Source organism: Chitinophaga sp. RAB17 (assembly GCF_052114225.1).
Lineage (GTDB): Bacteria > Bacteroidota > Bacteroidia > Chitinophagales > Chitinophagaceae > Chitinophaga.
This window is the reverse complement of record NZ_JBFREI010000006.1, coordinates 149,943-168,516: the sequence shown is the minus strand read 5'-3', so window position 1 is coordinate 168,516 and position 18,574 is coordinate 149,943. Positions and strand designations below refer to the sequence as shown.

Here is an 18,574-nt window from a genome sequence, read left to right as displayed (position 1 = left end):
TACATGAAAAAATGTAAAAGGGAATGTCATGTCTGTTCCTTTCCGGGCAAGGTATTTCAGGACAGTGAAAAGCCGGATTATCCTTCTTCCGGATTAGCATCATCAATCAAAACTATTATGCGCGTTAGCCTGCTGCAACTACTATTGGTCACCATTACGGCTACCCTTTGCTGGGCTTCGCCACTGGCTGCCCAGAGTGCATTGGAGAAAAAAGTCAGCGCCACCTTTAAGGAACAACCCTTGTCGGCCGTGCTGCAACAATTGGGTAAAAAAGCCGGTGTACGTTTTGTGTACAATGATCAGGTACTGGGAAAAAGTAAACCAGTAACGGCCACCTTCCGGGAGTCTACCCTGAAACAGGTACTCAGCAGCCTGCTACCGGCAGATCAGATTAGCTTTGAACTGGTAGATGATAAATTTATTATCCTCAAAGTAAAGTCGCTCCCAAAAGCGACGCTTAACAACACCGATATCGTGCCGGCGCCCACCGTAAATGCTGCTGTAACAGATACTTTCATCGTAAAAGGTACCGTAGTGGATAAAGACGGGCATCCGATGCCGGGAGCGACTGTAGGGGTTAAAAAAACCAGTCGCGGTACTACCACCGATGCACAGGGCCGCTTTTCGTTACGGGTAAATGAAGGCGAAACACTGGATTGCAGTATGATTGGCTATCAGTCATACAGTATACAGCCTACACCGGGCAGCCCCCTGAAGATAACACTGGAAGCAGCCGTATCCAACCTCGAAGATGTGGTGATAGTAGGCTATGGCACCACCCGCAAAAAAGATCTTACCGGCGCGGTGACTACCGTTAAAAGTGATGTATTTAAAAATGTGCCGGTGACACGTGTAGACCAGATGCTGCAAGGTAAAGCCGCCGGTGTACAAATTACGTCCATCAGTGGTGCGCCCGGTACGGGCACGTCTATACGTATCAGAGGTGGTAACTCTGTGAATGCAGACAATGAACCACTATATGTAATAGATGGATTGATTGGCGCAGGAGATCTGAACCTGATTAATCCGGAGGACATTGAATCTATTCAGATCCTGAAAGACGCTTCCGCTACTGCCATCTATGGCGCCAGGGGCGCTAATGGTGTCATCATCATTACCACCAAAACCGGCAAGACCGGAGAAGATAAAATCAATGTGAATATCTACAATGGCTGGCAGCAGGTACCTAAATATATTGATATGATGGGCGCCGCTGATTATGCTAAGCTGGCCAATGAAAGTTCGCTCGATTATGGTGGTCCGGTGTTGTACGGCAATCCGGACTCCCTGGGCCGTGGTACCGACTGGCAGCGGGAAGTATCCCGCGTAGCCGCTATGCAGAATATCACGATGAGTGCCAGCGGAGGTAAAGACAATTATCATTACTTTTTATCGGCCAACTACCTTAACCAGGATGGTATCATCATCAACTCCGGTTTTAAACGTTACCAGTTAAGGGTGAACCTGGATAAATACGTAAAAAAGAATGTGAAAGTAGGAACCATTCTTAATATTGGCCGCTCAGAAATCAAGAATAACACCGTACAACTCGGCGGACAAAACTATGGTCAGTCGGCCCTCTCCTACAACCCCGCTTCTTTGGTGTACAATGCCGATGGCTCCTTTGCCAGCAAAAAACCCAATGATCCACAAACATATGATAACCCGGTAGCACAGGGTACTTTACCGGTAGACAACAGCATCAGCAATAACATCATCGGTAATGTATTTGTACAGTGGGACATCATTCCAGGTCTCTCTTTCAAATCTATATTCGGATCTGAAATGAACTTTGTAAAAAAAGATGCCTATACTCCGGGCAGTTTACCTACACGGGCTATTGACGGCAAAGGCGGTTTTGCCAGTGGCGCCTCCCGCAACACACTGATGTGGCTGAGTGAAAACACGCTCACCTATGATAAGCAGCTGGGAAAAGATCACCATATCAATATCCTTGCTGGTACCACGTATCAAAGGTCCAACACGGATACATTGAGTGCCACCGGTGATAAGTATGCTACCGACATCTTTCGATATAATAACCTGGGCGCCACCGACCAGACCACATTTCGCATAGGCTCACAGTATGACCAGTTTACGATTGTTTCTTTCCTGGGCAGAATTAATTATAGTTATAAAGAAAAATACCTGTTTACCCTGACCGGTCGCTCCGATGGTGCTTCCCGCTTCGCAGCGAATCACAAATATGCTTTTTTCCCTGCAGCAGCCATCGCCTGGCGCCTGGAAGAAGAACCTTTTATCAAACATCTGAATGTATTTGATAACCTGAAACTGCGGGCCAGCTACGGCTATAACGGTAACCAGGCCATTCCAACCTATTCTTCCCTGCCGGCACTCAGCTCGGTAAACGGATATATTATCGGTAAAAAACAGATCCTCGGCTATGTGCAATCCCAACTGCCTAATCCGGATCTGAAATGGGAAACCACCCGTCAGTTTGACCTGGGCCTGGAAGCAGGATTTCTTAAAGGCCGCATCAACGTAGAACTGGATTACTATAATAAACGCACCAAAGACCTTTTGTTAAGTCAGCAACTACCTACGCAAACAGGCTTTACCAGCAAAACCACCAACATCGGCGTAGTGGAGAATAAAGGCCTTGAATTACTCATCAACACACAAAATATCGCCCATAAAAATTTCAGCTGGGAATCCTCCCTCAATATTTCCGGTAACCGCAGCAAGGTGGTAGACCTGGGTGGCGTAGAAAGCTTTGACCTTGCGGGCATTGACTTTGGCGGCTACAGCACGGTGAGCAAATTACAGGTAGGGCACCCGGTAGGTACGTTCTGGGGCGCTACTTATTACGGTGTGCGCAAATCAGATGCAGTGCCCAAAGGTGTTGTAGATCCAAGTGCCAATCCGAAGTTAGGAGATCCATTATATGTAGACCGGAACGGTGACGGCAAATTTGGTCAGGAAGATTTTAGCGAAATAGGTAATGGCAACCCCAAATTTTTTGGTGGTATCGGTAATACTTTCCGTTACAAAAACCTGTCACTGAATATTTATTTCCAGGGTTCTTTCGGCAATGATGTGATGAACCTGGCAGATGATTTTTACAAAACAGGTGAGCCACTGACCAATCAGTATGCGATGATCAAAGACCGCTGGTCGCCCTCCAATCCTAATTCCAATATTCCACGTGTGAACTCGCGGAACTATATTCCCTCTACGATGTGGGTATACAAAGGTTCCTTCCTGCGGTTGAAATCTGTGAACCTGGGCTATAACCTATCCGGTAAAGCCATGCACAGTCAGTGGATCAATAACCTGAACGTATATATTACTGCTACCAACTTATTCAATATCACCAACTATCCTTACTACGATCCGGAAACCAATTCTTATGGCACCAGTTCTACCCTGCGTGGATTTGATAATACCAACTATCCGCAAAACAGAACGTATGCTATTGGTGTGAACCTGACCCTGTAAGAGCAGGCATTGATTGATGATATTTAAAATAATAAACAATGAAGAAAATATTTTTAATAGCGATAGCATTTGCCACTTTCACGTCCTGCAAAAAATCGTTGACGGAAGAGCCTAAGAGTTTCCTGTCTCCTGATCAGTTCTTTAAATCTGATCCCGACGCCATACAAGGCGTAAACGGCGTCTATTTCTGGCTGGTGGGCACCTACCCTAACCGCCTGTTTCAACAGGAGCTATGGCAAACCCTGGATGAGAATTGTGATGTGATCAGGGTACCACATCCCGGCCCGCTAAATATTACCGCCGGATCTCCGGGCAATGCACCAGTGATGTACAGTGCTTTCTATAAAGGCATCTACGCCGCCAACCTGGTCATTGATAAGGTATCGAAGTCGCCCGCCATTTCCGCTGCCACCAAAACCAGGGTGTTGGGTGAAGCGAAATTTCTGCGGTCACTCTTCTACTATTACCTCACCGGCTTATTCGGAGATGCAGTACTTTATACAGAAAGTAACTACGCCGGCATAGATCAGTCTAAAACCTTTCCCAGATCGCCTGTGGCAGACATCCGCAAACAGATGATCGCCGATCTGACAGAAGCGGCAGCAGGACTACCGGCCACCTACACGTCTTCCGATAACGGTCGTGCCAGCAGCGGCGCAGCGCTTGCCCTGCTCACCAAAGTATACCTGTGGACCAAAGATTATCAGAAAGCGGAAGAAACTGCCATGAAGATAAAAACTTCCGGCACCTACATATTACTTCCCGACTACGCATCCGTATTTAGCGCCGATAATGAATTCAACAGGGAGTCGATCTTTGAAATAGATTTCCAGACAGACCTGCTCAACAGCTACCAGCATGCCTTCTACTCCCCCAACAACACCGTGGGCGCAGCACCTTTTGTGAGCAAGCCGTGGTATCGCTCCTATGTGCCATACCATTCCTTCGCCAACAGCTTTAATCCCAAAGACAAAAGGAAAGCATCACTCATCGCCACTGGCTATAATGGTGCTTCCTTCCGCCCGGATATTACCAACAAAGTAGATGTATGGTTTGGACCAAAGTGGTGGCGCCTGGACGCCGGAGAGCGTAACAGCGGTCTGGATATCTACTTACTGAGATATGCCGATGTTTTACTCATGCTAGCAGAAGCTGCCAATGAAAACGGGCATACCGCCGTGGCCGAAGCAGCCCTGAATGAAGTAAGAAAACGTGCCGGTTTAGACGATGCCACCGGTCTTTCGCAGGAACAGTTCAGGAATGAAATTTATCAGGAACGTGCCTGGGAATTAGTGGGAGAAGGACACCGCCGCTTAGACCTGATCAGGTGGGGTAAATATCCGCAGGCGGCAGTAACGGCATCCGCTACGGAAGAACCGGAATTATCGGCTTCCTACAAGCCCTATTATGTGTTGCTGCCGATTCCGGCTACGGAAGTAGCAAAGAATCCGGCACTGGGACAGAATACAGGGTATTAAATCATTTTCAGATACCCTTCCCTTGTGGAAGGGTATCTTTCCTGGAACACTCAATCAAAATCTTCTCCGGAAATCTCCTCAACCCAATCCGGATGCCCCACTACCCAGCCAATTTTATCCCCGCTTTTCACCTGGTACCATATCCATCTCTTTCCTCTGAAAGAAATCCGCTCCCTGGAAGCCGCCAAATATCCTATCCTTGTACCGGGCTTCAGCGTGCCCATGATCCTTGAATTGGTATCTGCTTTTTCATATAAGGGCACAGGCGCCAGCGCCCTTAAAGCAAAATCCCCTTTCAGTTTTACTACAGGAATATCAAACTTAAAATCGGGATATAACTGTATCAAGTCATTGATGTATTTTAAGAATCCACCCAGGTTGTAGTCAACCGCCGCTTCAGGGGTTTCATCCAGTTTCAGCCTGTTATCTTTATCCGCTTTACTAAAGCTAAAGTAACGACCATCGCGTGTTACCACAGCGTATACTACCTCGTCACGGAATCTACGTTCATGAATAAACGAAAAGAAATCATTAAAATAAAAATAAGCGATGCCGGAAGCTTTACCAGTCTCATCGAAAGTCGTATAGCTTAATTTAACAGGTACGTTGTCTTTAAAATAGAGATGGGTGAACAGGGTATCATTTGGCGGAACCCTCACCATATAAGCGGACCGCTGTTCAAGCTGTTTCATTTTAATACTGTTGACCACACTATCTGCTTCGTGAATCAGTTGGGTGATATTGTCTGTTGCAGGTGAGGGAGCAGCTTCCGCCGCTTGCGCTATTATCACAGCAGCGTCGGCGCTGTTGGGTGCTTTGTGGCTATTGCAAGCTATCTGCAGCAGGCAGATAGTTGTTATGTAAGGGAGGCTCTTTTTGATAAACATACATCAAAATAATAAAATGAGATAAACAGTTAATGATAGCTACCTATTTTATAATCAGATAGTCACCATCCTCATTATCAAAAAACAAAAGTGGTTTCAATACCAGGCTCGCAGCAACCAGTTTATTGTCGTCTACAAATATCCTTGCATAAAAATCATGCTCCAGACATTGACTGCATTGATTTTCGGGAACACCTTCCACCAATACAATTGATGCATTTTTATCACCAACATCATTTCCACCCCAACGTAATGTATCGTACATCCTGTAAGAAAACTGCCAGCAATCGCTGTACTTAAATTGCAGTTTCCAATCCTGCACATGATGGCAATTCGGGCAGGGAAGCATTTTTGCGTCGAGTGTATTAAAGGCACCCATATGATTGATTATTCAGTTTGGTCATTTGAAATTATTCTACAAAGGTCGCACTTAAAATGAAACTCACTAAAAGCGGCTGTTCCAGTCTCCTCTACAAGGATCGCATTCAAATTACATTACATACCTTTCTTATTTCATTATCCAGAATATACTACTGGTTTTCCAAAATCATCAAACAGTCTTCCAATCGCTTAATATCATTCGAATAATCCGTTGATCCATATTTATCTGCCACATAAAATGCCTGCAAAGCGGCGCTGATCAGGGCTATATTTAATTCCCTCATTTCACAATCAATGCGTGATACAATTTCCCTTAATGTATAACTAAAAAGGCAGAATTTCTTATTTAAAGGAATGACTTTTAACGTGCCCAATTCCAAATAAGATAATTCAAAACCTTCTCCTTTGGCAATCTGGTCAAGACACCCACAAAGTTGCTCATATATCCAATATGGATAATCCCAATCTTTAAAATCTAAAACAGTTACTCCATTAATTGTTATGATCACTGCACCTGGAATATACATCAAATGCCGCCCTTTAAACCATTTTACATTTTCACCAACTAGTTCATTATTATCAAGAGGGAAAAAATCATCTTCCCTTGCAAGCCTCCGGCGACTTATATCCTTTAAATACACTTTTCTTAAATAATTCTCAATAGTTACCATAAGTACTGTTAAGTCATTCCATTTCTTCGAGTTTCCTTAGCCCGTATATTTTCTCCTCTTATTATTCCAATTATCATTTAATTACCGGCATTAAAAAACAACTTACTACAAAAAAAATCACTGAGCAAAAATACCATTCCGTATCTCCACTCAGTGATATTAATTTGTCTACTCCTAGAAGTTAAACAACGTACCAGCGCTGAATATATTCGGCTTATCATCATTCAAACCTTTCATGTAAGCCAGCTTCACTTCAATATTGTGATGACCACGACCTACCCCAAAACGAACGCCCGCATTACCCGTAGGTCCGGTGGTACTGGATTGCTTTTTTGACTTATAATCATCATAAAAAACGATGCCTTCACTTCTGGAACCATAATGATAAGCAAAGCCACCACCTGCAAAAAATCCGAATCTACGGTGTGAGTGTTTGGTAGCTCCGCAACCCAGGTTCAGATTCACGATCAATGGCGCATTAAACATAAAGTTCAGGGTATTGGATTCTCTTTCGTAGTCACCGTAGTGAGCGGAGTAGCTACCGGAAAGACCTACACTCAAAGGAATACCTACAGACACCGACATTTCATCTTTCTCTACAAAATTAAAACGGGGAGAATAAGTCAGGCCGCCAATCACGCCGGCATCTGAACCTTCAGCTTTGTCAACAAATACAACAACACCTGCTCCGTGCATAAAACTTTGGGCATAACAACTGAAACCCGCTATACATGCGATAGCCAGCAACATTACTTTTTTCATTTGATTTATTTAGGAATATTTAAAAAACATGACGTGTACAAAATATAAGTTGGCATTGGGTGTAATACAAAACAGCTGGCAAATTTAAAGCGGTTTTACAATTCAGAAAAACATTTATCTTAAAATAACATGAATATGTGATGTGCTTCCAAACATGTATCCATTACCATCATGATAACTTAAACATCCGGGCATATGCACATCAGCCATCGATGCGTTCTGATGGCTGATTCCAGGAAAAGAAAAAGCCATTCTGTTGAATGGCTATTATTTTCTTCATCACTCATTATTTTATTTATTCTGAACCAATATTGCTTTACCAGCATCTCCTGTCTTATCCTTTACACAACGAAAGCCGATATGCGAGGCGCCGGAATCAAAAGCAGTACCTCTTCGTGCGCTGGGACGATAATTCACACAGTAATCGTTGGCACACAAAAAAGAGCCGCCTTTGGTCACCCGCTTAATTGCATATGGATCGTCCGGATCATTGGTCGCATTGGGGCCATGAGGATCTACCAGCACAGCGCGTGTATTAATTTTCTTGTACAGGGAAGCATCGTACCAGTCTTCCGTCCACTCCCATACATTACCGGTCATATCATACAACCCATAACCATTGGCCTGAAAACTGGCGACAGGAGCCGTTCCTTTAAATCCATCTTCTCCTGAATTTTTATCCGGAAAATGGCCCTGGAAAGTATTGGCCATATAATGATGGCCTGGCGTAAACTCATTTCCCCAGGCGTAACGTTGTTCCGGCTTTCCTCCCCTGGCAGCGTATTCCCACTCTGCTTCAGTGGGCAACCGTTTGCCCGCCCATTTAGCGTAAGCGGCAGCATCTTCCCAGGCAATCTGTACCACCGGATGTTTCCAGCGTCCATTGAGGTTGCTGCCGGGTCCTTCCGGGTGTTGCCAGGAGGCGCCGGCTACCCACTTCCACCAGTTGGAAATATCATGTGTGTTTACCGCATGGTCGGGAGGAATGAATACCATAGATCCGGCTACCAGCAAGTCATCTGAAGGCCTGGGCGTACCCGGAGGTAATTGCTTGCGGATATCTTCCCATACCGGCTTTCTTTCTGCAACGGTGATGTAGCTGGTAGCATCTACAAAAGCTTTAAAGGATTCATTGGTGACTTCTGTTTTATCTATCCAGAAGCCATCTACCTTCACCCGATGAGCGGGCTTCTCCTGATCATAGGCATCTTTTTCATCGGTGCCCATCATAAATTCGCCACCGGATAACAAGATCATATTATCCGGATCCTTATCTGCCGCCTTAGCTGCATACCGCGATGGCACAGCGCAACAAACCGCCGTACCTACTTTATCGGCCGCCGACTGTTGGGCAGGCGGCTGATTGCAGCTTAGCAGTAGTAACCCCAGCGGCAAAACCCTGCTTTTAATGATCATTTCAGATAGATTTTTACTGATGACAAAAACCGGCAGCTATTATTTATTAAAGACTGTCTTCCAGTCGTTTTTTATACTAATCACCTGCCAATGGTACTGAGCTGCCATGTTCAGCGATTTATTATCTTTCTCTTCGTACTGAAATTCACGTTGGGCATCATCATGATTTACCAGCAGCTGCAGGGAAGGATAGCTGCTTCCCTGGCAAAAACGCAGCATATATACATCTCCTTCACCACCTTCATTCCCACAGGCCAGTATCGGCCTTTTACCAATGTGATACTGGATGTTTACCGGCTTCTCCTGCTTGTCGTTAATCGTCCGGATACCAGACAACCGGTAGATGTCATTCACACCGGCGCTGTCTGCATAACGGTACTTAAACTCCGTCCCTATCACCTGTTCGGGAGGAATGCCATAATAGGATTTGCTGATAGCCCGCATTAATTCTACAGTACCTCCTGAGCAGATAAATGTTTTGAAACCATTCATGCGCAGGTAGTTTAACAGTTCCAACTGGGGCTGATATAACACATTGGCCAGTGGCACATCCAGTGAAGGATGTTTCGCCGTTTCAAAAAAAAGTTTTGCTTCTGTGGCAAACTGCTGCTCTGTTAAACCGGTGTGGGTGAGGTCTATCAGTTCTATCAGCCCTTTCTCTCCTGCTTTGGCGAAATAAGATTTATCATTCTCCATAACCGCTTTAAAAGGCTCTTTGTTCTTCAATGCGGGATTAGCCTGCACCATGCGATGCACACGAAACACCGCAAAAAGTCCCTGTATGATGGGCTTCTCCGCCCATAGTGTTCCATCGTTGTCAAATGTGGCAATACGATCTTCTACCGGTACAAACTTATCAGATCCCTCGCTGGTGATGTCCTTCACAAAGCTGATAATGGATTGCTTTACCGTCCCGTTGTTCCAGGACGGTAAAGGATCCTCCTGCGCCTGCAAGCGGAGAGAAAAGACCAATGCTACAGATAACACTACCCATCTTCTGAGATGATTTCTATTACCGGTTGCTATCATAATAATTGTTTTATCTGAGCACATTACATTTTAGCAGGGAAACTGGCCATTATCTTCGTCATTGCTGCAGGTATTTTAGTATCCGGATCTTTGATAGGGCCATCAATCTGGCTATTACCTACACCCTGCCACAACAGCTGCCTTTTTGCGCGGTCAATCACATCAACGATCACAGAGCCGTCAATGTATTTGTCTACGGAAAAAGTAGTAGTGCTGGACCCCATTCCCATGCCACCACCCCAGTAGTAAGGTCTGTAAAAACCTCCGTAGCCATAGGAGTCTGTATTAGCCGTTACATTCTGTCCCTGCTTGGCAATGGTAATCGGATTTACCAGCAAATCTGCGGTAGAGGTATCTGCCTGAGTATAGCCTTTGGCAACCATCGCTGCTATAACGCCCTGGTCTATACGATTTCTGTTTAATTCGCTGACCGGACTTTGCTGACCGGCGGGATTATACAGGGCAAACGTTTTAAAGCCCGTGAAATTAGCCTGCTTGTTTACGTCAGACGTCACTTTCAGTGTAGGTCCGCAGGCCGTCAGCAGCAATAGAAAGACTGCAGAACAGAGGATCAAACTTTTCATAATGTTCGTTTTATGTGAGGTTGTAAAAAACTATTTTCCTTTCTTGGCCCATTGCAGGTTCATACCAAAAAATACCTGGTAGGCAGGCTGCCCGGCGCCTTCGCTGTAAACTGTCAACTGGGGCTCTACAAATACATTCACCATCGCACGGTTTGCCTTAAACACCTTACCAACGCCTAATCCAAAAGGAATCAGCGTGCGTTCATTTTCAAAATCAAATGTCCAGGTGGCGCCGGCACTGCGCGCATACAACCCGGCTGCAATGTTGAAAGTCAGCACCGGCTGAAAGGCCAGGACACTCACATCATTACGGTCTGTTTGCCCTGCAAAGGAATGCTGATAGGTAACCAACGCACCTGCTACATGTCCGCCGGTAATATGATGCATAGCTACAAATGCACCACCTGCCTGCCATTTGCCGGAACCCAGGAAATCATTGCTACCGGTAGGTATAACCAACATAGGCCCAACACCAAGATCTGTAGCAGCACCGTTTTTGGTAAACCGGATCGCATCAAAAATCTGGATATCACCCAGCCCCGAATTATATCCCATCTTATTAGACGCCGGTGTAGTAGTAAAAGGAATCGTAGCCCGGATAATTTGCCGGCCCGCTACCATCACGCCCCGCAGGTTCATCGTATTCGATACTTCTGTGGTACCGCGCTGGTGCATGGTGATATAGTCATGAAAACTTATCTGGTTAAGTTCTGCCAACGGGTTATTGGATTTCGCAATTTCTTCCTGCGAAAGGCCGCCACCCGCCGGCTTTCCTTCCTGTGCCTTTACAAGACCAGGCAATAACAATGTGCTGACCAATGTCAGTGGCAGCGCATATTTTAGCTTAAAATATTCCATAAGAACTGATTATTTTTTACCATGAATAACCTATGCTGAATACAGTACCAAAATCCGTTTTCTGTGCGGTCACATTTGGTGGCTGACTATCAAAATCGAAATAGAACTGCACATTTAAATTCAGGTGCGTAACAATTTTCCAATACAGGGTAATATTCTGATCCGTACGCCAGCGGCCCCCCTGCGACAAACTAAAGAACACCGAATTGGTCGCCTGTAATGTCAGCTCCGGCGTCCCAAGCTTGTACAGATAATAGTTTACAAACAGCGGTATCTCTGTAGACACTGTGCGGTCCGTTTGTATACTGTCTGTGCTGAACTCCCGCTGAATAGAAATGCCGGACGCTACTCTCAGATCATTTCGCCTGTTCTTGATCAGGATAGGACCCGCTCCTTCCGCCAGCTGTAAACGTGCACTCAATCCCAACTCGGTACTCCGCTGAAACTGAACCGAAGAAACGGCAAACCATTTCCGCCAGAATTCAATGTAGGCCTGCACTGCCAGATCTGCTTTTTCTATTCCCTTAAACTCACTATCCATGGTATACATCAGATCCCCGGAAGTAAGGAAAAGCCAGTGACGGGTACTATAGGTCATATTGTGACTCTCATTGATACGCCCTATATTACTGGAACGGGAGTACGAAAAACCAAGACTTGCCGTGCCATCCAATCGCTTCAGAAAATTATTATCCAGGTTTTCGATATTATCCAGGTCTTCTATAAATAATTCAGTCGTATCCTTTGCCTGTATAATCTTTACCCATCCCGGTTCCCGTCCGGACTCCAGTATCCCGTAGTACTTTTTATTCGCGATACTTTCTATCAGGTATAGTTTCCTGCGGGCCGTAATCGATTTTATATTTCTCAGCTTAATGGTTACCAGGTCTTCCAGCTTATCAGGATCCAGTGTTAACTCACCCCGCTGTATTTTCTTCACCTTCCCAACTATTCTATCTCCATCCATAAACTCAATAACATCACTTACATCCGGGTGTAACACTTGCGCCAACAGTGCTACCGGTGTTAGCATACAGCAACCGGTAAACAATAGTATAGCCCATATCTTTTTCACCAACGCCATCTGTAATTACCGGATAATAAAACGGAGGATCGACCTCCAAGAAATCCTACTTCCGTTCTTACCTGCCATCTTTTATTGAACTGATACTGCCCTCCTATCGCCATGCTCCAATGTGAGACCGGTGTTTTCTTCAGAGAATAGTTGACGGTGATATCATCCGGGAGATTGTCTATTTTATTCAATATGGCCTGTGCAATTCTTTTTACCACCACCTGCTGTGGCTTTGTCAACGTCTGGTACCATTGCTCCGTTTCAGCAATGATTTTCTCTGCCTGGTCTTTACTCATACTGGGGGCCAGGTCAGATAAATCAATAGAACCAGATGTTCCCTGGTTCACAAAAAAACCAGTGGTTCCTACCCATAACGCCACAGATTTATAAGGTCTCTCTTTAAATGTAAAATTATATCCGACCCGTGGTGTGACCATCAGTGACTTCACTACATCATCCAGTTTATTCAGATGACTCCAGGTATAATTAATATCAGAGATGGTAATGATACCGTGATAACCACCAGCCAGCGTAGCTCCCAGCCCCATGGTATAACCTTTAAAATCGGCTTCACTGGAAAACTGGAAAGGAGAAACAATGTTCACGTTCGTTTTTGCCTGCACCAAACCTACAATTCCGTACAAATCAATAAAAGGCAATACCCACAGATCCACACGACTTGTTATGCTCTGCATCGTTGCTTTTACCTCCCCAAACCTGATAAAATCAAGTGGTACCGGCGCCACATCATTAAACCCTACTTTAAGATCCGTGATATCTACTTGCTGGGTACCATTGGTAAAGTTCAACATAGCCCCTACCGGGTACTGCACGCTGAATCCTTTCTCGACCATCTTGCTGCCTAATATCGGGAAACGATATGGATAGCCTGCCCTGCGAACACTGTCGTGGTAATGCTTATTATTATCTCCTACCTTCATACCCGCGCCGGCCTGGCCTTGTGCAGACATTTGTACCAACAGCAACAATCCCGATATGAAATATAATTTCAAGCGGGCACGCAGCAGTTGAATAATGAATGGCAGGGAGAGAACTCCCTGCCGGCTCCATCGGTTTTGCCAACTATTGTATCCGTTAAACCTTATGATAAAAAAAAATTGTTGCATGGAAACTGATCATTTAGCATATCATAGCATACCGTCCCCGTTTAAATAATTAAACAGAAATGGAATCATTTCTACAGGATGATGATGATGCTTGCCTGATATGCTAAGGAGTACAGCGGGTGCTGTATCAAAAACGGCCTGTGGCCAATATTATAATAGGTTTCACTTGCGCGGCTTATAAAATCAGACCGTAAAAATAAGTCTGTTTCATAGTTAACACCCGCCAAAACAAAAATGTTTGAAAAGAATACTTTTAATTTTTTGCAGATGATTTATTTTTTCCTTGCAGCGAAACAGGATGCCCTGCGCTGTGTCTCCGTTTGTTCCTTCTACGGTACTGCCTGAAACTATGTTTTAATTTTTCCACCTCGCTTTTATCCATCCCTCCCTGCCCATACACAGCAGCCTCATACCCCGCCCATTCTGTGGCTACCGCATCTTCCTGCTGCTCCTGCAGGGTAGCACCTATTGCCGGATTTTTAGGTATGGCCGGCCACCTGTCCCACCACTGGTATATCTGCGTAGATACATTTCCGTTAGCTGTAGTTGTTCTCATCAATCGCCGGAACCAGTAAGCTTCACTTTGCAGGTAATGTTTCCGCGCATTTTTTATTTTTAGAGAGAGATACAAAACTGCTTTTAATAAAAACCCCAGCAATAGCAGTCCGGCTACTCCCAATGCAAGGGCCTTATACCAGATCATGCCCGCTATCAGGAAAGGACCTTTCTTTGCACTTTGCGTAGGGGCGGCAGTCTTAGCCAGACTATCCTTCAGTGTGGTAAGCATTCCCAGCCCAGGGTTAGGTGCTATGCTTAATTTCACCGCTGGAATACTACGGGTATACATTCTTGCTGCATAAGGGTTCCACCAGGAAATACTTTCTGACGGCAGCTCAAACTCGCCTGCCTGTGTGAGCAGCCAGGAAGATGTTTGCACCCGTTCTCCATTTGCGTTGTATTCATCCCGCATATCCTGTAAACTCACTTTACCCGGATACACTTCCGCCCAGGAAACTTTGCGGTCTGCCATCGGCGGAATAAACTGAGGCAGGGTGCCGCTGGCATCAATGGTCAGGGTCCGTTCAATCACATCTCCCACCTTCAGGTTCGTGAGCGGTTTATTCCAGCGGGAGCTGAGTAGTATATCTCTGGCTACGAGCCAGTCTTCTCCGGCAGGCAAACTCCTCGGGACCGGCTTCACCACAAACGATACCGGTGTGGTATGCAGCGTTATTTTGCTGCTCACCGCACTCCCTTCCGGAGGCGTTGCTGCGTTGATAGTAATAGACGGCACACTGAATACGCCTGCCTTATAAGGGAATACAATAAAGTAAAACTGTATGCCGGAATATTCGGTACCGTTGTCCGTAAACCTGCCCGGTTGCGCTTTAGTGAAAGGAATCACGAAGGCAGCAGGGATTTGTATATTATCAAACTCCAACGGTTGTGTATACCAGGTGGAAGTAAGTACAGTATAAGTGACTTTAAAGGGTTGCTGAATATACACATCGGATCTGTCCAGCTCTACTTTGGCAAAGCATTTCACCTGCGCTTGCAGTGCGGCTGCACAAAACAGTATATACATGAGCGTTATGAACTGTCTTATCATGAGTGCTGTTTATTGATCCTGTTTTATCAGACTTGTTTTACGTATCGCCAATGCTACCATTGTTCCGTACCCGGCTTTACCTGCTGAAAATACCGTTTGCGCTGAAGCTCAAATCTTTTATGCAGAAACTCCCCGGGGTCGGCAGGTGGCCTGCGGAGAATAATATGCTTCATTACATCGTTGTTGGTAGCTGTGTCATTTTTCGAAGGGCCTTCCTGTGATTCCTGTGCCTGGTGAATATTGGACTTTACTTCATCCGTAAGCCGGTCACCGGTTTTGGGCATGTTCTTTACCTTTGTATCTGCGGATAATCCGGGATCATCGGGTTTACGTTTCCGTTCTTTCAGGGGACCATTCTTTTTGTCCTCTTTTACTTTAGTATTCTTTTGCCCCATTTTAACAACAGAGTCCACCTGCATCTTAGCTTTGCTGACTTTACTGATACTATTAGCTGCTTTTTTTTCCAGATCCGGATTCAGTTGACCCGCTCTGGCAAAGGCGCTCATGGCTTCATCAAAACGACCGGACTTTGCCAGGGCGAGCCCGAGATTATACTGCCCCGATGCACTGCTATCCAGCGCATATAAAGCGGCGGCAGCATCGTAATCGCCGGCTTTAAAGGCGGCGGCAGCTTTGTGAGGAATATCTTTAAACCGGTCTGCGGCCTGCTGATAGTCGCCGGCTTTGTAAAGTACCTGTCCCTGGTAATCACGTGTATACCACCAATTGGCCTCCCGGCTGTTCACACTGCAACTCCCCAGCAGCAACAGGAAGGGTATACAGCACCATTGTATGGCCCAGCCTTTCCTGAACCATAGCAGTACCAATAATCCCACAGGTACAATCACGAGGTAGCCCATATCATCCCAGGCTTTGTCGTCTGTTCTTTTATCTTTTTCGAAGATGAGATGCTCCCGGATGCGTGTGGCGATAGCGCCTACGTCCGTGGTATCCAGTGTGAGGTGGTTAATGGTAATGCGGGGATTGGTGCGCAGCGATTGTAATACGCTTTCATCCTGCATGGAAAGGACTTTCGTAAATCCAGGCACATGGGCACCTGCAGGTGAAGACATCAGCAGAATTTCCAACTGGTGAATGTTGCTGCTTACATAATTGGTAAAGAGTGCCGCATCAGCAGCCGTGACTTCATCAGTGAGCAGCAATACCGTACTGGGCGCCAGCACGGGATTCATGAGGGTATCTATATATTTGATGAGGAGTGTAGTATTCGTTCCCGGCACCGGCATCTCTTTCGCATTCAGGGAAGCCGCCTGTAGTTTAATCAGCTGATAATCTGTAGTGAAAGGCATTACCAGGTGCGGTGTGCCTGCATATGCCAGCAAGCCTGCTTTGGCGCCCGGGTGAGCATTCAGGAAGTCGCTCAGTTTTAGTTTGGCTCTTTCTACACGGGTAGGTGGAATATCTGTGGCGTTCATGGATGCTGAAAGATCCATGGCCACCAGCACCACCGCCTGCACTTTTTGCCCGGGCACCACGGTTCTGTGCCAGGCAGGCCCCGCCACTCCAATGATCGCCGCGCTGATTCCCAATATAAAAAACACCAGGGGTAAGAGCAGCGACCAGCGATTACCTTCCGTAAAAAGATAAGGGCGCAACACCGGTGCTATCAGATGTTTCCAGCGTTTCGGTTCCCGGTTGCCTGCCAATAAAATAATTACTGTCAATACCAGCGGAATAAATAAATACAACGCTGCAGGCCGCAGAAAATGAAACTGCTGCCAGTCGATCCGCCAGTTGATATGTTCCATCGCCTCAGGCATGCGACATCATTTTGCGGGTGAAACGATAACTGCCGCTGACAAACTGGAATACCAGCGCCAGGATCACACCTGCCACCAGGGGATAATAATATAGCAGCGTTACCGGCTGATAACTTTCTTCCTGGTATACTACCGGTGTTAGCTGATCCAATGCCTTGTAAACACCACTGAGGCCTTTTTCATCCATCGCATTAAAATACCGGCCACCAGTACCGGCGGCAATTGCCTTTAGCGTAGGCTCATCCAGGTCATAGCCTCCGCTGCCGGAAGCTTTTCCTATCCCCATGGTATAAATAGTAATAGAGTCTTTCCCCGCCATATTAGCGGCATCTAGGGGCAGCAGATCGGTACCGGTATCTACTCCGTCTGTAATCAGCAGCATCACCTTCTGCCGCAGGGTATCCTGTTTTAATATCTTTACGCTGTAAGCAATGGCATCGCCTATATTAGTCATTTGCCCCGCCATGCCTACTTCCGTCTGATCCAGTAACCAGTTGATCATAGGCAGATCGGTAGTGAGCGGAGCCTGTATATATGCGTTGCTACCAAATACTACCAACGCCATCTGATCACTTTTTCTGTTGGCAATAAAATCTTTCATCAGCGATTTAACTGCTTCCCAGCGACTCATGCGTCTGCCGTTTACCAGCCAGTCTGTTTGCGCCATACTAAAAGAAATATCTGCGGCAATTAAAAAGCTGCGCACCGTTTTAGGACGCTTGGCGGGTTCGCTGACAAAGCGCGGAGAAGCCGCTGCGGCGAGCAGGCATAACCAGCATAGTATCAGTACGCCGTACATAAAAGCGTTCCTGCGGGTTACCCAGGCATTCCTGCGGGGGCGGTGGCCTGAAATATCCACGGCTCTTTGAAAGAACGGTGCTATCAATGCAGCCCTGCGCCGCCGCAATGGCGGGAGCAGCCAATATACCAGCAGTGGTAAAGGTAATAACAGTATTACCCATTTATGGGCGATGTCGAAGTGCATGGTGATGATAACGTATCCAGTTCCTGGTTTTTAAAATAAACGTGATGGCTTCTGTTTCACCGACTCCCTGCGGGTTCCGGTAAAATGCGTCAAACAACATACGGCTGTCATCTTCCGAAAAACTAAACGTACGGCGGTTACACTTATTAAGAAAATTGATCCACTCCCTGTCCCGTAAAGTAGCCACTTTTTCCGCGCCGTATACGCGCATGGCTACACGCTTCAGGAGCATGTCCGCTTCGTACAGCTGTTTCAGGTGAGGTTCCCTGTTCCGCTGATCCAGCCACTGTATAGCTTCCCGCCGGTAACGGTTACGCTGATAGTATTTTATATAGCTAAACATCAATATCAACAGCGTTATCAATAATAACACGTCCACCACGTACCAGCCAGGTGTGTTAAAACTAAAAGGCACTGGTGCCGGTTCAAGGAGATCTCCATATTGTTGTGTAGTTGGTTGTTGCATATTGCC

The 18,574-nt window shown here is 46.0% G+C and carries 16 protein-coding genes; 2 read left to right on the top strand and 14 right to left on the bottom strand.

Annotation, left to right across the window (positions count from 1 at the left end):
- Positions 1-3 precede the first annotated feature (3 nt).
- Both AB4Z08_RS20350 and AB4Z08_RS20345 read left to right on the top strand, forming a co-directional pair.
- Positions 4-3,459 (top strand): SusC/RagA family TonB-linked outer membrane protein, encoded by a 3,456-nt coding sequence (locus AB4Z08_RS20350; protein ID WP_441575616.1) that lies wholly within the window; start codon positions 4-6, stop codon positions 3,457-3,459.
- Positions 3,460-3,497: 38 nt separating this feature from the next.
- Entirely contained in the window at positions 3,498-4,937 is a 1,440-nt protein-coding gene (locus tag AB4Z08_RS20345) for a RagB/SusD family nutrient uptake outer membrane protein (RefSeq protein ID WP_441575615.1), read from the top strand.
- Positions 4,938-4,987: 50 nt separating this feature from the next.
- Here AB4Z08_RS20345 and AB4Z08_RS20340 read toward each other — a convergent pair whose 3' ends face one another.
- From AB4Z08_RS20340 to AB4Z08_RS20275, 14 genes are all read right to left on the bottom strand, one after another.
- Entirely contained in the window at positions 4,988-5,824 is an 837-nt protein-coding gene (locus tag AB4Z08_RS20340) for an SH3 domain-containing protein (protein ID WP_441575614.1), read from the bottom strand.
- Positions 5,825-5,867: 43 nt separating this feature from the next.
- On the bottom strand, positions 5,868-6,203 hold the full coding sequence (locus AB4Z08_RS20335; protein ID WP_441575613.1) for a hypothetical protein: 336 nt from the start codon (positions 6,201-6,203) through the stop codon (positions 5,868-5,870).
- Positions 6,204-6,354: 151 nt separating this feature from the next.
- Positions 6,355-6,876, bottom strand: a complete 522-nt coding sequence (locus AB4Z08_RS20330) for a hypothetical protein (RefSeq protein WP_441575612.1) — start codon at positions 6,874-6,876, stop codon at positions 6,355-6,357.
- 174 nt (positions 6,877-7,050) lie between these two features.
- Positions 7,051-7,638, bottom strand: coding sequence for a hypothetical protein (locus tag AB4Z08_RS20325; protein WP_441575611.1), 588 nt, complete (start codon positions 7,636-7,638; stop codon positions 7,051-7,053).
- 291 nt (positions 7,639-7,929) lie between these two features.
- On the bottom strand, positions 7,930-9,054 hold the full coding sequence (locus tag AB4Z08_RS20320; protein WP_441575610.1) for a formylglycine-generating enzyme family protein: 1,125 nt from the start codon (positions 9,052-9,054) through the stop codon (positions 7,930-7,932).
- Positions 9,055-9,093: 39 nt separating this feature from the next.
- Positions 9,094-10,083: an HAD family hydrolase gene (locus AB4Z08_RS20315; RefSeq protein ID WP_441575609.1), complete on the bottom strand. Its 990-nt coding sequence runs from the start codon at positions 10,081-10,083 to the stop codon at positions 9,094-9,096.
- Between the two features lie 23 nt (positions 10,084-10,106).
- The gene (locus AB4Z08_RS20310) at positions 10,107-10,667 is read right to left on the bottom strand and encodes a DUF4136 domain-containing protein (RefSeq protein ID WP_441575608.1); all 561 of its coding nucleotides are present in this window, start codon (positions 10,665-10,667) and stop codon (positions 10,107-10,109) included.
- 30 nt (positions 10,668-10,697) lie between these two features.
- A complete protein-coding gene (locus tag AB4Z08_RS20305) occupies positions 10,698-11,525 on the bottom strand; it encodes a hypothetical protein (protein ID WP_441575607.1) in 828 nt (275 codons plus the stop codon).
- Between the two features lie 16 nt (positions 11,526-11,541).
- Positions 11,542-12,600, bottom strand: coding sequence for a DUF481 domain-containing protein (locus AB4Z08_RS20300; protein WP_441575606.1), 1,059 nt, complete (start codon positions 12,598-12,600; stop codon positions 11,542-11,544).
- Entirely contained in the window at positions 12,597-13,727 is a 1,131-nt protein-coding gene (locus tag AB4Z08_RS20295) for a hypothetical protein (RefSeq protein ID WP_441575605.1), read from the bottom strand. The genes AB4Z08_RS20300 and AB4Z08_RS20295 overlap by 4 nt, the downstream gene beginning before the upstream one ends.
- Before the next feature lie 253 nt (positions 13,728-13,980).
- Positions 13,981-15,336 (bottom strand): BatD family protein, encoded by a 1,356-nt coding sequence (locus AB4Z08_RS20290; RefSeq protein ID WP_441575604.1) that lies wholly within the window; start codon positions 15,334-15,336, stop codon positions 13,981-13,983.
- Between the two features lie 53 nt (positions 15,337-15,389).
- Positions 15,390-17,117: a VWA domain-containing protein gene (locus AB4Z08_RS20285; RefSeq protein WP_441575603.1), complete on the bottom strand. Its 1,728-nt coding sequence runs from the start codon at positions 17,115-17,117 to the stop codon at positions 15,390-15,392.
- Complete coding sequence (locus tag AB4Z08_RS20280; RefSeq protein ID WP_441575602.1) at positions 17,110-18,102, bottom strand: VWA domain-containing protein; 993 nt, start codon at positions 18,100-18,102, stop codon at positions 17,110-17,112. The genes AB4Z08_RS20285 and AB4Z08_RS20280 overlap by 8 nt, the downstream gene beginning before the upstream one ends.
- Complete coding sequence (locus AB4Z08_RS20275) at positions 18,080-18,568, bottom strand: DUF4381 domain-containing protein (RefSeq protein WP_441575601.1); 489 nt, start codon at positions 18,566-18,568, stop codon at positions 18,080-18,082. The genes AB4Z08_RS20280 and AB4Z08_RS20275 overlap by 23 nt, the downstream gene beginning before the upstream one ends.
- Between the last annotated feature and the right edge of the window lie 6 nt (positions 18,569-18,574).

Bases quoted from the DNA above. Each gene is read 5' to 3' on its own strand.
- AB4Z08_RS20350 (WP_441575616.1), top strand. From the start codon at position 4: ATGAAAAAATGTAAAAGGGAATGTCATGTCTGTTCCTTTCCGGGCAAG.
- AB4Z08_RS20345 (WP_441575615.1), top strand. From the start codon at position 3,498: ATGAAGAAAATATTTTTAATAGCGATAGCATTTGCCACTTTCACGTCC.
- AB4Z08_RS20340 (WP_441575614.1), bottom strand. From the start codon at position 5,824: ATGTTTATCAAAAAGAGCCTCCCTTACATAACAACTATCTGCCTGCTG.
- AB4Z08_RS20335 (WP_441575613.1), bottom strand. From the start codon at position 6,203: ATGGGTGCCTTTAATACACTCGACGCAAAAATGCTTCCCTGCCCGAAT.
- AB4Z08_RS20330 (WP_441575612.1), bottom strand. From the start codon at position 6,876: ATGGTAACTATTGAGAATTATTTAAGAAAAGTGTATTTAAAGGATATA.
- AB4Z08_RS20325 (WP_441575611.1), bottom strand. From the start codon at position 7,638: ATGAAAAAAGTAATGTTGCTGGCTATCGCATGTATAGCGGGTTTCAGT.
- AB4Z08_RS20320 (WP_441575610.1), bottom strand. From the start codon at position 9,054: ATGATCATTAAAAGCAGGGTTTTGCCGCTGGGGTTACTACTGCTAAGC.
- AB4Z08_RS20315 (WP_441575609.1), bottom strand. From the start codon at position 10,083: ATGATAGCAACCGGTAATAGAAATCATCTCAGAAGATGGGTAGTGTTA.
- AB4Z08_RS20310 (WP_441575608.1), bottom strand. From the start codon at position 10,667: ATGAAAAGTTTGATCCTCTGTTCTGCAGTCTTTCTATTGCTGCTGACG.
- AB4Z08_RS20305 (WP_441575607.1), bottom strand. From the start codon at position 11,525: ATGGAATATTTTAAGCTAAAATATGCGCTGCCACTGACATTGGTCAGC.
- AB4Z08_RS20295 (WP_441575605.1), bottom strand. From the start codon at position 13,727: ATGCAACAATTTTTTTTTATCATAAGGTTTAACGGATACAATAGTTGG.
- AB4Z08_RS20290 (WP_441575604.1), bottom strand. From the start codon at position 15,336: ATGATAAGACAGTTCATAACGCTCATGTATATACTGTTTTGTGCAGCC.
- AB4Z08_RS20285 (WP_441575603.1), bottom strand. From the start codon at position 17,117: ATGCCTGAGGCGATGGAACATATCAACTGGCGGATCGACTGGCAGCAG.
- AB4Z08_RS20280 (WP_441575602.1), bottom strand. From the start codon at position 18,102: ATGCACTTCGACATCGCCCATAAATGGGTAATACTGTTATTACCTTTA.
- AB4Z08_RS20275 (WP_441575601.1), bottom strand. From the start codon at position 18,568: ATGCAACAACCAACTACACAACAATATGGAGATCTCCTTGAACCGGCA.